14 protein-coding genes are annotated in these 14,482 nt (G+C 63.2%); 12 read left to right on the top strand and 2 right to left on the bottom strand.

The window, feature by feature from the left end:
• Positions 1-27: 27 nt before the first annotated feature.
• The 7 genes from rnc to VFB05_RS10540 all read left to right on the top strand — a co-directional run bounded on the left by rnc (position 28) and on the right by VFB05_RS10540 (position 7,433).
• Positions 28-831: a ribonuclease III gene (gene rnc / locus VFB05_RS10510; RefSeq protein ID WP_414643176.1), complete on the top strand. Its 804-nt coding sequence runs from the start codon at positions 28-30 to the stop codon at positions 829-831.
• The gene (gene era / locus VFB05_RS10515) at positions 824-1,750 is read left to right on the top strand and encodes a GTPase Era (RefSeq protein WP_325011898.1); all 927 of its coding nucleotides are present in this window, start codon (positions 824-826) and stop codon (positions 1,748-1,750) included. Before rnc ends, era begins: the two co-directional genes overlap by 8 nt.
• A gap of 46 nt (positions 1,751-1,796) precedes the next feature.
• Positions 1,797-2,165: a hypothetical protein gene (locus tag VFB05_RS10520; protein WP_325011900.1), complete on the top strand. Its 369-nt coding sequence runs from the start codon at positions 1,797-1,799 to the stop codon at positions 2,163-2,165.
• 164 nt (positions 2,166-2,329) lie between these two features.
• Positions 2,330-3,091 carry a DNA repair protein RecO gene (gene recO / locus VFB05_RS10525; RefSeq protein ID WP_325011902.1) on the top strand — a complete coding sequence of 254 codons (762 nt, stop codon included), beginning with the start codon at positions 2,330-2,332 and terminating at the stop codon, positions 3,089-3,091.
• 250 nt (positions 3,092-3,341) lie between these two features.
• The gene (gene parC / locus VFB05_RS10530) at positions 3,342-5,594 is read left to right on the top strand and encodes a DNA topoisomerase IV subunit A (protein WP_325011904.1); all 2,253 of its coding nucleotides are present in this window, start codon (positions 3,342-3,344) and stop codon (positions 5,592-5,594) included.
• Between the two features lie 131 nt (positions 5,595-5,725).
• Positions 5,726-6,544, top strand: coding sequence for an N-acyl homoserine lactonase family protein (locus VFB05_RS10535; protein ID WP_325011906.1), 819 nt, complete (start codon positions 5,726-5,728; stop codon positions 6,542-6,544).
• The gene (locus VFB05_RS10540) at positions 6,537-7,433 is read left to right on the top strand and encodes an alpha/beta hydrolase (protein ID WP_325011908.1); all 897 of its coding nucleotides are present in this window, start codon (positions 6,537-6,539) and stop codon (positions 7,431-7,433) included. Before VFB05_RS10535 ends, VFB05_RS10540 begins: the two co-directional genes overlap by 8 nt.
• A 3-nt stretch (positions 7,434-7,436) precedes the next feature.
• Here the strand turns inward: VFB05_RS10540 and VFB05_RS10545 are convergent, their stop codons facing one another.
• Both VFB05_RS10545 and VFB05_RS10550 read right to left on the bottom strand, forming a co-directional pair.
• Positions 7,437-8,627, bottom strand: a complete 1,191-nt coding sequence (locus VFB05_RS10545) for an MFS transporter (RefSeq protein WP_325011910.1) — start codon at positions 8,625-8,627, stop codon at positions 7,437-7,439.
• Positions 8,628-8,764: 137 nt separating this feature from the next.
• Positions 8,765-9,076 (bottom strand): hypothetical protein, encoded by a 312-nt coding sequence (locus tag VFB05_RS10550; protein ID WP_325011912.1) that lies wholly within the window; start codon positions 9,074-9,076, stop codon positions 8,765-8,767.
• Between the two features lie 144 nt (positions 9,077-9,220).
• On the opposite strand from VFB05_RS10550, the gene VFB05_RS10555 reads away from it, so the two are divergent.
• The 5 genes from VFB05_RS10555 (at position 9,221) to VFB05_RS10575 (ending at position 14,476) form a co-directional block, all read left to right on the top strand.
• Positions 9,221-10,474: an adenylate/guanylate cyclase domain-containing protein gene (locus VFB05_RS10555; RefSeq protein ID WP_325011914.1), complete on the top strand. Its 1,254-nt coding sequence runs from the start codon at positions 9,221-9,223 to the stop codon at positions 10,472-10,474.
• A 150-nt stretch (positions 10,475-10,624) separates the two neighbouring features.
• Positions 10,625-11,080 carry an EF-hand domain-containing protein gene (locus tag VFB05_RS10560; RefSeq protein ID WP_325011916.1) on the top strand — a complete coding sequence of 152 codons (456 nt, stop codon included), beginning with the start codon at positions 10,625-10,627 and terminating at the stop codon, positions 11,078-11,080.
• A gap of 228 nt (positions 11,081-11,308) precedes the next feature.
• Positions 11,309-11,884 carry an HdeD family acid-resistance protein gene (locus tag VFB05_RS10565; protein WP_325011918.1) on the top strand — a complete coding sequence of 192 codons (576 nt, stop codon included), beginning with the start codon at positions 11,309-11,311 and terminating at the stop codon, positions 11,882-11,884.
• A gap of 107 nt (positions 11,885-11,991) precedes the next feature.
• On the top strand, positions 11,992-13,008 hold the full coding sequence (locus tag VFB05_RS10570) for a patatin-like phospholipase family protein (RefSeq protein ID WP_325011920.1): 1,017 nt from the start codon (positions 11,992-11,994) through the stop codon (positions 13,006-13,008).
• A gap of 4 nt (positions 13,009-13,012) precedes the next feature.
• Positions 13,013-14,476, top strand: coding sequence for a GntP family permease (locus tag VFB05_RS10575; protein WP_325011922.1), 1,464 nt, complete (start codon positions 13,013-13,015; stop codon positions 14,474-14,476).
• Positions 14,477-14,482 lie beyond the last annotated feature (6 nt).

Genomic DNA, 14,482 nt, shown 5'->3' on the forward strand with positions numbered 1-14,482 from the left:
GAAGACGCATCCGATATCATCACTCCGTTGGCATCCGGCGAAGCAGGTTCGCAAGTTGACGCCGGGCGGCAGGCTGCGGCGAAAAAGAAGAAGCGGCCGAAGGCCAAATCCGGCTCCAGGTCTTCGGGTTCGAAGGCCGCAACCGCGGCCGTCGAGGCACGGATCGGGCACAAGTTCGCCGACGCAGGCTTGCTTGCGACCGCGCTGACCCACGTCTCGGCGCTGAAATCCTCGCGCAAGCGGGGCGACAGCTACCAGCGGCTGGAATTCCTCGGCGATCATGTGCTTGGGCTCATCGTCTCGGACATGCTTTACCGCGCGTTCCCGAATGCCGATGAAGGCGAGTTGTCGAAGCGGCTGGCCGATCTCGTGCGCAAGGAAAGCTGCGCCGACGTCGCCAAATCGCTGGGCCTCGTCGATGACATCAAGCTGGGCGCGGTCGGCGCGGGTGCCGGCGCGCGCCTGCGCAAATCCGTGCTCGGCGATATCTGCGAGGCGGTGATCGGGGCCGTGTTTCTTGACGGCGGCTACCAGGCTGCGGCCGAGTTCGTCGAGCGGAACTGGACCGAGCGGATGCACAAGCTGCGGCGGCCGCTACGCGATCCCAAGACCACGTTGCAGGAATGGGCCCAGGGCAAGGGCCTGCCGACGCCCGTCTATCGCGAAGTCGAGCGCACCGGGCCGCACCACGATCCGCAATTTCGGATCGCGGTCGAATTGCCCGGACTGGAGTCAGCCGAAGGCATGGGTGGCAGCAAGCGCGCCGCCGAGAAGGCCGCAGCCTCTGCGATGATTGCGCGCGAGGGCGTTGGCGGCAGCAGCAATGAGTGAGACCTCGCCGGACGCCGCTGCGCCCGCGACCCGGTGCGGCTTTGTCGCGCTGATCGGCGCGCCCAATGTCGGCAAATCGACGCTGGTCAATGCGCTGGTCGGCTCCAAGGTGACGATCGTCTCGCGCAAGGTGCAGACGACGCGAGCGCTGATCCGCGGCATCGTGGTCGAGGATGGCGCGCAAATCATTCTGGTCGACACGCCCGGCATCTTTGCGCCCAGGCGGCGGCTCGACCGGGCGATGGTGTCGACCGCCTGGAGCGGTGCGCATGATGCCGATCTCGTCTGCGTGCTGCTCGATGCGCGCGAGGGTCTGGACGACGAGGCGCACGCAATCTTCACCAAGCTTACGGATGTGGCGCATCCAAAACTTCTGGTGATCAACAAGATCGATCTGGTGCCGCGCGAAAAGCTGCTTGCGCTGGCGAAGGCCGCCAATGACCGCCTTGCATTTGCGCAGACCTTCATGATCTCAGCGCTTTCCGGCGACGGCGTCGACGATTTGCGCCACACGTTGGCGGCGATGGTGCCGGCGGGGCCGTTTCATTATCCCGAGGACCAGGTGTCGGACGCGCCGATCCGGCAGCTCGCGGCGGAAATCACGCGCGAGAAAATCTTCCAGAAGCTGCATCAGGAACTGCCATATCGCTCGACCGTCGAAACCGACAGTTGGACCGATCGTAAGGACGGCTCGGTCCGGATCGAGCAAACGATCTTTGTCGAGCGCGAAAGCCAGCGCAAGATCGTGCTCGGCAAGGCCGGCGCCACCATAAAGTCGATCGGGGCGGATGCGCGCAAGGAGATCGCCGCGATCATCGAGCAGCCGGTGCACCTGTTCCTGTTCGTGAAGGTGCGGGAGAATTGGGGCGAAGATCCCGACCGCTATCGCGAGATGGGGCTTGAGTTCCCAACTGAATGACCGCGGAATCATCTGAGAAGAACTTGTGAGACTGTTGGCGGCGGTGATGAAAGTTCCAAATAACGTGGTCTGGTTCGAGTTGCTGCTGTACCTGTCGCTGACGCTCGATGCGCTGTCGGTCGCGTTTCAGGACCGCTCGACCCTGGAAGGCGATCTGCTGGCGCCGATGATCCTGGAGGCCGGCCTTATCCTGTTGCTGGTCTATTTCGTTCACCTGGCCGCGCAAAAGCGCAAGAACTGGCCGCGCTGGGTACTGACGGCGCTTTTGGTCCTGTCCGTGCTGTCGCTGCTGCCGGCCTTCGCCGAAAACGGCATTCAGATCGACAGTGCGATTGAACTGGTGTCCTGCGTCCTGACCGCCGTTGGTCTCTATTGCTCGTATACCGGCGACGCGCAGGGTTGGTTCAATGCTTGACCATCCCGTGTCCCGGACGCGGTGCGGCGCTTCTTCCGCGCCGCTCCGCAGAGCCGGGACCTGGCCAAAGACGCGGTGGACGCACCGCTTTCGCACTGCGCAGCAACCGGGGAACGCTGTGGCGGTTGGCTGCGCCTTTCGCCAGAATCCGCTAAACTTGCCGCATGGAATGGATTGACGAGGGCATCGTGCTTGGGGTCAGGCGGCATGGCGAGTCTTCCGCCATCGTCGAACTCCTGACGCGCGGCCATGGCCGTCACCTCGGCCTGGTGCGTGGCGGCGCGGGAAAACGGATGCGGCCGTTGCTGCAACCCGGCAACAGCGTTTCCGCGGTGTGGCGCGCGCGGCTCGACGAGCACCTCGGCTATTACCTGGTCGAAGGCACGCGACTGCGCGCGGCGAATTTGTTTGCCTCTTCGCATGCGGTCTATGGCGTCACGCATCTGGCCTCATTGGCGCGGCTGTTGCCGGAGCGCGATCCTCACGAAGATATCTATGAAATGCTCGACCACGTGCTGGATGATTTCGAGAACGCGCGCGCGGCGGCGGCGCATCTGATCCGCTTTGAGCTTGCGATGCTCACCGAACTCGGCTTCGGGCTTGATCTGGATACCTGCGCGGCAACGGGCTCGACCACCGATCTCGTCTATGTCTCGCCGAAATCCGGCGGCGCGGTATCGCGCAGCGCCGGGGCTCCCTATCAGGATCGCCTGCTGCGGCTGCCGGCCTTCTTGCGCCAAAGCGAGGAGGGGGCGCAGGAGAAAGAAATCGGCTGGACGGAGCAGGATTTGCGCGATGGTTTTGCCCTGACAGGGCTATTTCTGCTGCGTCATGTGCTGGAGCCGCGCGGCCAGGGTCATTCCGACGCCAGAGACGGCTTTATCAACGCCGTAACGCGCCCGCGCAGCAAGCTCGCGGTTTCGTAACATTCACACTAGTGGAGTGGATTTGACATTCGCTAATTGCCTAACAGCAAGCTCCGGAAGCGAATGTCAAATCCAAAACTCCACTAGAATCCTATATTTTGCAAGTGGTCCTTTGATTCTAACATTCGCAAAAGTGCCTGCCGAGAAGGGGTGCGAATGTTAGAATCGGACCGCTAGCGGCCTAAATTGAGCCACTGATTCGCTGAAGAACCCGCTTTTCTTGCCTAGCTGTACTGGATAACTGCTCCCCATGGGAAAACGAACACCTCCGCCCGAGCCGGCCGAAGTCCACGAGGTCATGTTGCGCGACGCGCTCGAAGAGCGCTATCTCGCCTATGCGCTCTCGACAATCATGCACCGCGCGCTTCCGGACGCCCGCGACGGCTTGAAGCCGGTGCATCGGCGCATCCTATACGGCATGCGGTTGCTCAATCTCAATCCGAACGCGCCGTTCAAGAAGTCGGCCAAGATCGTCGGCGACGTGATGGGCTCGTTCCACCCGCACGGTGACCAGGCGATTTACGACGCCATGGTTCGTCTCGCGCAGGATTTTTCCTCGCGCTATCCGCTGGTCGACGGCCAGGGGAATTTTGGCAATATCGACGGCGATAATCCGGCCGCCTACCGTTACACCGAAGCGCGCATGACCGACGTCGCGCGCCTTCTCCTGGAGGGCATCGACGAGGACGGCGTCGAATTCCGCGCCAATTACGACGGTCAGACTAAAGAGCCGATGGTACTCCCCGGCGGCTTTCCCAATTTGCTCGCCAACGGCGCGCAGGGCATTGCGGTCGGCATGGCGACGTCGATCCCGCCGCACAACGCCGCCGAACTGTGCGATGCGGCGCTGCACCTGATCGACAAGCCGGATGCGAAATCCAAGTCGCTGCTGAAATGGGTCAAAGGCCCGGACTTCCCGACCGGCGGCATCGTCGTCGATTCCAAGGAAACCATCACGGAGGCCTACGTCACCGGCCGTGGCTCCTTCCGCGTGCGCGCCAAGTGGAAGCAGGAAGAAGGCGCGCGCGGCACCTGGGTGATCGTGATCACCGAGATTCCGTGGCTGGTGCAGAAGTCGCGCCTGGTCGAGAAGATTGCCGAGCTTCTGAACGAGAAGAAGCTGCCGCTGGTCGGCGATGTCAGGGACGAGTCCGCTGAGGACATTCGCCTCGTGATCGAGCCGAAGTCGCGCGCGGTCGATCCGGAACTCTTGATGGAATCCCTGTTCCGGCTCACCGAGCTCGAGAGCCGGATTCCGTTGAACCTCAACGTGCTGATCAAGGGCCGCATTCCGAAGGTCGTCGGCCTCGCCGAATGCCTGAAAGAGTGGCTCGACCATCTGCGCGACGTGCTGATCCGCCGCTCCAACTACCGCAAGGAGCAGATCGAGCATCGCCTGGAAATTCTCGGCGGCTACCTGATCGCCTATTTGAACATCGACAAGGTGATCAAGATCATCCGCACCGAGGATGAGCCGAAGCCGGTGTTGATCAAGACGTTCAAGCTCACCGAAGTCCAGGCCGAAGCCATCCTCAACATGCGCCTGCGCAACTTGCGCAAGCTGGAAGAGATGGAGATCCGCGGCGAAGACAAGGACCTTCGTGCCGAGTTGAAAGGCATCAAGGGAGTCCTGGCCTCGGAAGCCGAGCAATGGAAGAAGGTCGGCGAGCAGGTCGGTAAAGTCCGCGACATGTTCGGACCGAAAACGCCGCTTGGCAAACGCCGCACGCAATTTGCCGACGCGCCCGAGCATGACCTTGCGGCGATCGAGGAAGCCTTTGTCGAGCGCGAGCCGGCGACAGTGGTGATTTCCGACAAGGGCTGGGTGCGCACGCTCAAGGGGCACGTCGCCGATCTCTCGAACCTTGCCTTCAAGACCGATGACAAGCTCGGCCAGGCCTTCTTTGCCGAGACGACATCAAAACTTCTGCTGTTCGGCACCAACGGCAAATTCTATTCGCTCGACGTCGCAAAGCTGCCCGGCGGTCGTGGCCATGGCGAGCCGATCCGCATGTTCATCGATCTCGATCAGGATGCCGCTGTCGTCTCGACCTTCGTCAACAAGGGCGGTCGCAAGTTCCTGATCGCAAGCGGCGAAGGCCAGGGCTTCATCGTCAACGAGGACGATTGCGTCTCGACCACCCGCAAGGGCAAGCAGGTGCTCAATGTCGAGATGCCGAACGAGGCGCGCGCGATTGCCGTCGTCACCGGCGATCGGGTTGCGGTGATCGGCACCAACCACAAGATGGTGATCTTCCCGATCGACCAGGTGCCTGAGATGGCGCGGGGCCGTGGCGTCAGGTTGCAGAAATACCTCAAAGCCGAACTGTCCGACGTCACGGTGTTCGATGCCAAGGAGGGGCTATCCTGGAAGGATGGCGCCGGCCGCGACCAGAGCATGACGGCCAAGGAGCTGTCGGACTGGAACGGCAATCGAGCAGACGCCGGCCGCCTCGCGCATGGCCTGCCGAAGTCGAACAAGTTCGGCAAGGCGGTGGAATAATCCCTGGCTCCCCGGTGTGAGGTGACAAGCGCCGCGCGCCATTGTCGGCGCGGCGTTTGTCACGGTAAGGTGCTATGCAGGCCCGATGGCCGGCAGAAGCCTTAAAATCAAAAATATCGGGGAGAGGCAGCATGAACAGGGTATTGGGTCTGGCGGCAATTCTGGGCCTTGCGGCGATCGGCTTGGCCGAGCCCGCAAACGCCGGCGTCGAGAAGCTCTACGTCCTCAATTGCGGCGAGGGCGTTGCCGGCGACATCTCGCGGTGGTCGCCCGGCGTCAACGAAGGCAAGTCGATGGACTTCGTCGACAACTGCTATCTGATCAAGCACTCCCAAGGCTGGTTCTTGTGGGACACCGGCATTCCCGATGCGGTCGCGGATATGCCCAATGGCCTTGCTCCGGCCGATCTGCGATCCGTGACCTGGCATCGACCGAAGAAGCTCGCTGCCCAGCTCGAGCAACTCGGCGTCAAGCCGTCGGACATCAAGGCGATGGCGATCTCGCACACCCATCCCGACCATATCGGCAATGTCGAGATGTTCCCGAATACGATGCTCTATGTGCAGAAGGCGGAATATGAGTGGCCGGGCGCCAACGGCGCGCCGCGCTTCAAGGCTGAGCACCCGGTGACAAAACTCGAAGGCGATCGCGATATTTTCGGCGACGGCAGCATTGTCGTGCTCTCGACGCCCGGCCACACGCCAGGGCATCAGTCGCTGCTGGTGAAACTGCCGAAGACCGGCGAGTTGATTCTCACGGGAGATGCCGTCCACTTCAAGAGCAACTGGGAGAACCGCGGCGTGCCCGTCAACAATGTCAGCAAGGAACAGACGCTGGCATCGATGCAGAAGATTGCGGACCGTCTCGCGCAGGACAAGGGCACGCTCTGGATCAATCACGACAAGGCCCAGCGCGACACGCTGAAAATGGCGCCGGAATTTTATGAGTGAGGCGATCTGTCAGCCAAGTCATTGGCAGCGCCGCGTCGCAGCGGCGCTGGTGCTTGCATCGACGATGATCATCGCGATCCCCGCACGGGCCGAACCGGAGCGGGAAATCGCCTTTTATGACGACATCCGCATAGAAGTCCTCTCCGAGGGACGCGGGCCGCTCGTTGTCATGCTGCCCTCGCGCGGCCGCGGCGCGGAAGATTTCGACGACGTCGCGGACGTGCTGGTCAAGGCCGGTTTTTTCGTGGTGAGGCCGCAGCCGCGCGGCGCTGCCCTCAGCCTTGGGCCCGTGCAAAATCTCACGCTTCACGATCTCGCCCACGATGTCGCCGCCGTCATCCGCATCAAGGGCCATGGCGGTCCTGCAATTATCGTCGGACATGCGTTCGGCAGTTGGGTCGCACGCATGATCGCCGTCGATCATCCCGAACTCGTGCGCGGCGTCGTGATGATCGCGGCCGCGGCGAAAGGCTATCCGGTCGGCTTTTCCGGCGCGCAGGAATTGTCGGAAGCAGTGCGTAAATCGGGCGATTTCGCGCTGCCGACCAGCGAGCGACTGAGATATCTGCGATTGGCTTTCTTCGCCCCCAATAGCGACGCCAGAATCTGGCTCGATGGTTGGCATCCGGCGGCGGACGAAATGCAATCGGCCGCTGGCCGCGCCACCAAACAATCCGAGTGGTGGTCAGGCGGTGCGGTGCCGCTGCTCGATCTTCAAGGCGAACTCGATCCCTTCAAGCCGCGCGCCATGTCGAACGAGATGCGCGACGAATTCGGAGAGCGCGTTTCCGTCGTGGTGATCCCGAATGCGAGCCACGCCCTGATTCCGGAGCAGCCGGCTGCGGTCACCGAGGCGATCCTCGCCTGGATCGGCAAGCTGCCAAAATAGGTTTTAGCCGCTCTCGCTATCGGTCGCAGCTCGGCCCGAATTCGTCCGCAACAGCAAAAGCGCGGCGAGCGCAGAAAGGCTGAGTGCGGACGAGACGATCAGGACCTTGAGCCCGATCAGATCGATCAGGAGACCGAACGCCAACGGCGCTGCCGCCTGTGCCATGCGCGCCGGCGCGCCGATCAGGCCGAGGCGATAGCCGTAATCCTTCGGGCCGAAGATCGCCAAAGGCAGGGTGCCGCGCGCGATCGTCAAGACGCCGTTGCCCATTCCGAAAAGGATCGCAAAAGCGCCCGCGGCCGAGCCGCCAGCGACGCTCAGGATCGCCGCGCCAATCGGGTGGGTGAGGCAGGCAAGCCTTGTCGAAAGCAGCGGATGATAGCGCTTGAGAAGCGTCGCCTCGACGATGCGCGCGAAAACCTGCGCCGGACCGAACAACGCGCCGGCCGCAACCGCCTGCACGGCGGTCGCGCCGCCGGCTTCGAGAATGCGCGGCATGTGCGCCGCCATCGCGCCGGTCACGGTCCAGCCCGCGGCAAAGGTGAACGCCAGCAGGATCATGCTGCGATCGATCGGGATATGCGGTTTGATCGCGTTCGCTGCCTCAGCCTTCGCGACGGTCACCTTCGGCAGCATGAAGTAGTTGAGCGGCAGGCCGATCAGGATATGGGCAGCCGCCCAGGCAAAACAGGTGTCGCGCCAGCCGATATGGTCGAGCCCGAAGGCGGTCAGCGGCCATCCGACGGTCGAGGCAAAGCCCGCCATCAGCGTGATGCCGGTGATGGGTCCGCGCGCCGCATTGCCGTAGATGCGCCCCAAAGCGGCGAAGGCCGCGTCATACAGGCCATAGCCCATGCCGATGCCGAGCAGGATCCAGGCCACGACCAGCAGCGGAATGGAATTGCAGACGCCAAGCAGCACCAGACCCGCCGCGATCGTGACGTTGGAGGTGCACAGCACCGGCCGGCCGCCGAACAGGTCGATCTGCCGGCCGATCCGGGGCCCCAGCACTGCGGAGATCACCAGCGCCGCCGAGAAGGCGGCAAAAATCCAGTTGGCGGACATGCCGAGATCGTGGCCGATCGGATCGGCCAGAATGGCGGGCAGGTAGTAGCTCGAGGCCCACGCCAGCGTCTGCGTGGTGCCGAGCGCCAGGATAATCGGATACTGGCGGGTGCGCGCTTCGGACGCCATCAACTTTCCCACGGAGGCGTCATTCGTCGTTACGCCCTGTTGTCTTTCTCATGCTGCCATTTGCAGCGCCGATGTTGGAGGGGTCAACGCCGCTTCACGCAGGTGCATGCGCGGTAGCGGCATGGGCCGGCCCGCCGCTAGTCCTCTTTCGATCGTTCCTTGATGATGAAGCCGGTCGCCATCATCGCGATCGCGCCGGCCACTGCGCCCGTCAGCACCTGCGCCGCGATGATCTGAACGCCCGAGGGATCGTTCAGGCTGCCGTTCGCGGTGACGACGGTGGAGGCGTATTTCTGCAGGAAAATTCCTGCGAGCGCGCCGGTCACGAGACCGACGAGGCTATGGCCCCAAAATCCGAAGCGGTGCTCGTGGGCTGCGGCCGCGGCGATGTTCGCTCCGATCAGGCCAGCCACGGTCTGGATGATCAGATTGGCAAACGTCCATTCCATCAGAACAGGCCCCCTTGTTAAATCAACGAATAGCTTCCCTTCGATTCCAAGCAATTTGACTGTTGAATCGCAACGCCGATCATTTCCAGCCATGTCCCTTGCAGGTCTTTTCCCCGTCGCGATCGCACGGCATAATCCGCGGCTATGGAACTTGCGACCCGTGTCGGGTTGATGAACTGGCTGGTGAGCCAGGGCCTCACCGGCTTGCCCGAGAACGATCTGATCCGCGGCTTCTGCGAGCGCTGCTGCGCCGCGGGTCTCGATCTGTCGCGCGCCCTTGTCGCGATCGATACGTTGCACCCGATCTTTGAGGGACGCGGATTTCGCTGGAACGATATCGAGGGGAATGAGAGCGATCGCTTCGAATATGGACCGACGGGCGAGAATGACGAGGGCTGGCGCCAGTCGATCTTCTATCACATGCTCGCAAACGGACACGACGAGATGCGGCTCGACCTTGCGGACCCGGACGTTCTCCGCTTCTCGCGAATGCCGGAGCTCCTCGAGAGGGGGCACAAGCATCTGCTCGGTCTGGTCCACCGTTTCGGCGAGACCGGCGCGCTCGGGCAGATGGATTGTCTCTATTCCTACTGGGTGACTCGACGCGCCGACGGCTTCGAGGACAAGGAGCTCGAGGCGCTACGCGACCTGGTGCCGGTGCTCGGGCTCGTCGTCAAGTCGGCCCAGCAGGTCGATATCGTGCGCACCTTGGGCCGTGTCTATCTCGGACGCGATGCCTCCGAGCGCGTCCTGCACGGGAAGATCTCGCGCGGCGTCACCGAACAGATCAAGGCCGTGTTGTGGTTCTCCGACCTGCGCGGCTCGACCGGCATCGCCGAGAGCATCGAGCCCGACGAGATCATCCCGTTCCTCAACGATTATGCGCAGGCCGCTATCGACGCCGTCCATGATTCCGGCGGTGACGTGCTGAAGCTGATCGGCGACGGCGTGCTTGCGATGTTTACCGCGGAGAACCTGAGCCAGGCCAAGCGCGCGGCGCTGCGCGCCGAGCATCGTTTTCGCCTCAACATGATTGCGCTCAATGCAAGCCGCGGCGCTGAGGGAAGGGCGGTGACCTCGGCCTATGTGGGCTTGCATGTCGGCGAGGTATTTTACGGCAATATCGGTCATGACGACCGGCTGGATTTCACCGTGGTGGGGCCGGCGGTGAACGAGGTCAGCCGTATCGCTTCGATGTGCGGTTCGGTCGATCGCGAACTCCTGGTCTCGGCGGCCTTTCGCGACGGCCTCGACACCGCCGGGCGGCACTATCTCGTGTCCACCGGCCGCTTCGCGCTGCGCGGCATCGGTCGCGCGCAGGATCTCTACACGCTTGAGCCTGCGATTGCGACCGACGAAGTGCTGGCCGGGCAATACGAGCGCTATCTGAAAAGCTGAAGGATGACGCTTCTGTGTAACGGGACGCTGCCTGCTCGATGATATTTCGTCTTGCGCAGAGCTGACGAGCGCTGATGCGATCTTTCGCCCGATACGCGGGCGGGTATAATACCGGCGCTACAGTTTGCGGGGCAAAAGGAGGTTTCTGCGATGGATCAATCAGCTTCCGTGCGACGCCCGAAACCGACCGCGCCCCAGAGCGCATTCCGCCGGCAACTGCTTCTGTTCGGGCTCGCGAGCTTCATCGCGGCACCGCCCGCGTTTGCGCGCGGGGGCAGGCGCGCCAGCCCCTTTTCAGGTATAGACCGGGATAACGACAGCACCATCGATCTCGACGAAGCCAAACGCGCCGCCGCGCTATTGTTCGATCATCTGGATCGCCATCATACCGGCATGCTCAGTCATGCGCAGCTTGGCCGGCGCCGCGTCACCGCCGAGGAGTTCGCGTGGGCCGATCGCGATCATGACGGTACCTTGACCAAGGACGAGTATTTCGCGCTGGTCGAACGGCAATTCCGCGCCGCTGATCCGGACAATGACGGCACCGTCAGCCGCCGCGAGTTCTATTCAAGGGCAGGACTGCCGCTGCGGCGGCTGCTTTACTGACCGCGCGGGCAAGCGCGAATGGACCGGACCATGCTCGGTCCGGTCTTGAGGGGGCGCCCGCGCGCGATCCGCGGGCATTTAAATAGAATAGTCAGCAATACAGACCCAATCGCACGAACAGCGGTCTTGCAAGCGGTCGCGGACGGGAGCATTTGTCCTCTATTCCGCCTTTCTCTAACGCTACCTGTAGATGCACGTCGGGCAGTTTTTCGTAATGGAGGACTCGTGATGACGAACGCTTCAGAAGCCCTTCGCAATCCCCAAACCACTCATGATCTAACACCGCTTCGCGCCGGGTGGGGCTGGATCGTTGCGCTCGGAGTCGTCTATCTGATCTCAGGGTTCATCGCGCTTGGCAGCGTCGTGATGGCGACGGTTGTCAGCGTCTGGATCGTCGGCGTGATGATGATCATTGCCGGCATCGCCGAAGTCTGGAACGCCTTCAAGATCAAGAGCTGGGGCAAATTCCTGCTTTGGGGCCTGCTTGGCGTGCTCTACATCGTCGCGGGCTTCGTCACATTCGAGAACCCTCTGCTCGCCGCCGCGCTGCTGACCCTCATGCTTGGCGCATTGCTGACGGCCTCTGGCGTCGTGCGCATCATCCTTGCCTTCAGCATGAAGCGGGAGTCGCCCTGGGTCCTGGTGCTGCTGTCCGCCGTGATCACGCTTGTGCTCGGCCTGTTGATTTTGGCGCATTGGCCGGTCTCGGGCCTCTATATCCTCGGCCTGTTCCTCGGCATCGATCTCGTGATGGCGGGCGTCGGCTGGATCGCGCTCGGCCTCGGTCTGCGTCGCGCCGCTTGAGTTAGCGCGGCTGATCGCCCGTTCGTCCTGCGCCAGTTCGATGCGCAGCATCATGGATCGACCTTGATCAAGCGTTGTTTCACTCGGAGGCAGCGACGATGGAAACAATGCCTGAGCCTGTTCTGGTGGACCTCGCGTTGCAGGGGGGCGGCTCTCACGGCGCATTCACCTGGGGCGTGCTCGATCGGCTGCTCGAAGAGAAGTGGCTGCGGATCGAAGCGATCTCCGGCACCTCGGCGGGCGCGATGAATGCGGCCCTGCTGGCGGACGGATGGACGGGCGGCGGCGCCGAAGGCGCCCGTACCACGCTCGAAGCCTATTGGCGGCAAGTATCGCAGGCGGCGGCGTTCAGTCCATTGCAGCGCTCGCCGCTCGACCGGCTGATGGGCCGCTGGACCCTCGATACCTCGCCGGCTTACGCCGCCATGAACATGATGGCGCGGGTGTTTTCGCCCTACGATCTCAATCCGCTCGGCCTGAACCCGCTGCGCAGGATATTGACCGAGACGATCGACTTCGACCGTCTCGCGCGCGCGCCGATCCGGTTGTTCATCACCGCAACCAGTGTTCGCACCGGCCGTGGCCGCATCTTCCGCAACAAGGAGATCACGCCGGATGTCCTGCTGGCATCGGCCTGCCTGCCCACCATGTTCCAGGCGATCGAGATCGACGGCGAGCCCTATTGGGATGGCGGCTATGCCGGCAATCCGACATTGACGCCACTGATCCGCGAAAGCGATGCGCACGACACGATCCTGGTACAGATCAACCCGCGCGAACGCATGGAGCCGCCTCGCACGGCCAACGAGATCATGAACCGGATCAACGAAATTTCCTTCAATTCACCGCTGATGAAGGAACTGCGCATGATCGCGTTGTTACGCCAGGTGTCGGACCCCGGACACGGCGAGGGCGCGCGGTGGGCCGGAATGCGCACGCACCGCATCATGTCCGACGCGCTCGCCGACTTCGGTGCATCGTCGAAACTCAATGCCGAGTGGGAGTTCGTTTCGCTCTTGAAGGAGGAGGGACGTAAGAGCGCCGACGTTTTCCTCTCCGAGCACGGTCACGACCTCGGAAAAAGGTCTACCGCCGATTTCGACGTGTTGCTGGCGGAGTGCTGAGGCCATGACCGCGGCTGGGCTGCTCGGTATCCTGATCGGATTGGGACTTTTGATCTGGCTGGCCTTCCGGGGTTGGAGCGTGCTGCTGCTTGCGCCGCTTGCGGCTGTGGTGGCGGCCCTGTTCTCCCGCGAGCCGCTGCTCGCCCATTGGACCCAAACCTTCATGAACAGCGCCGCAGGTTTCCTGGGGCAGTTCTTTCCGCTGTTTCTGCTCGGCGCGCTGTTCGGCAAGCTGATGGAGGATAGCGGCTCGGTTGCGTCAATCGCGAACTTCATGACGCAGCGGTTCGGTCCGAAGCGGGCCGTGCTTGCGGTCGTGCTCGCCGGCGCGCTCGTCACCTATGGCGGCGTCAGCCTGTTCGTCGCCTTCTTCGTGCTGGCGCCGATGGCGCAGGAGTTGTTTCGCGCAGCAGGCATTCCGCGCCGGTTGATGCCGGGGACGATCGTGTTGGGTACATCGACCTTCACCATGTCGGCCTTGCCCGGCACGCCGTCGATCCAGAACGCCATCCCGATGCCGTTCTTCGGCACCACGCCCTTTGCCGCGCCGGGCCTCGGCATCCTCGCTTCGCTCATCATGCTTGGCTTCGGCCTGTGGTGGCTCAATCGCGAAGAGGCGATCGCGCGGAAGAATGGCGAAGGGTTCGGCGATGGCGCGCCGATGTCGCCCGATCATGTTGCCAATGACGAAAAGCTGCGTGAACGCGCCACGACCGCCCGTGAATTCGATCCGGCGGAAATCACGCACGGCGCGACCGCCGGCGCGCCGCCCGCCGCCATCGTTGCTGCGCTGCCGCTCATGGTCGTGATCGTCGTCAATCTCGCGATGTCGCTGTTCATTCTGCCGGCGCTCGACACGTCCTTCCTTTCTGAAGTGCGCTGGGGCGAGACGTCGCTGGCCGCGGTCGGCGGTGTGTGGGCCGTCATTACGGCGCTTGCCTGCGCGATCGTCACTGTTCTTGCGACCAGTTTCGGCCGGCTGCCGTCGCTTCGCACCACCATGGATGCCGGCGCCAACGCGGCCGTGCTGCCGGCAGTGAGCGTGGCGAGCCTCGTCGGCTTCGGCGCGGTGGTGGCCGCCATGCCGGCGTTCGCCGTCGTGCGCGACGCCGTGCTCGGCATCGGCGGTGGACCGTTGGTGTCGCTCGCGGTTGCCACCAACGTCCTGGCCGCTCTGACCGGATCGGCGTCGGGTGGGTTGACCATCGCGCTCGATGCGCTCGCCTCAACCTATCTGACGCGCGCAGCGGAGGCTGGCCTTGACCCCGCGCTGCTGCATCGGGTCGCGGTGATCGGGGCCGGCACGCTCGATACCTTGCCGCATAACGGCGCGGTGGTCACCCTGCTTGCCATTTGCGGGTCGACGCACCGCGACAGTTATCTTGACATCGTCATGGTTGGCATCGTCGGCGCGCTTGTCGCGCTGGTCGCCGTGATTGCGCTCGGCTCGGTGGCAGGCTCGTTCTGAGCCGTC

This window comes from Bradyrhizobium sp., assembly GCF_035652035.1.
Classification (GTDB): domain Bacteria; phylum Pseudomonadota; class Alphaproteobacteria; order Rhizobiales; family Xanthobacteraceae; genus Bradyrhizobium.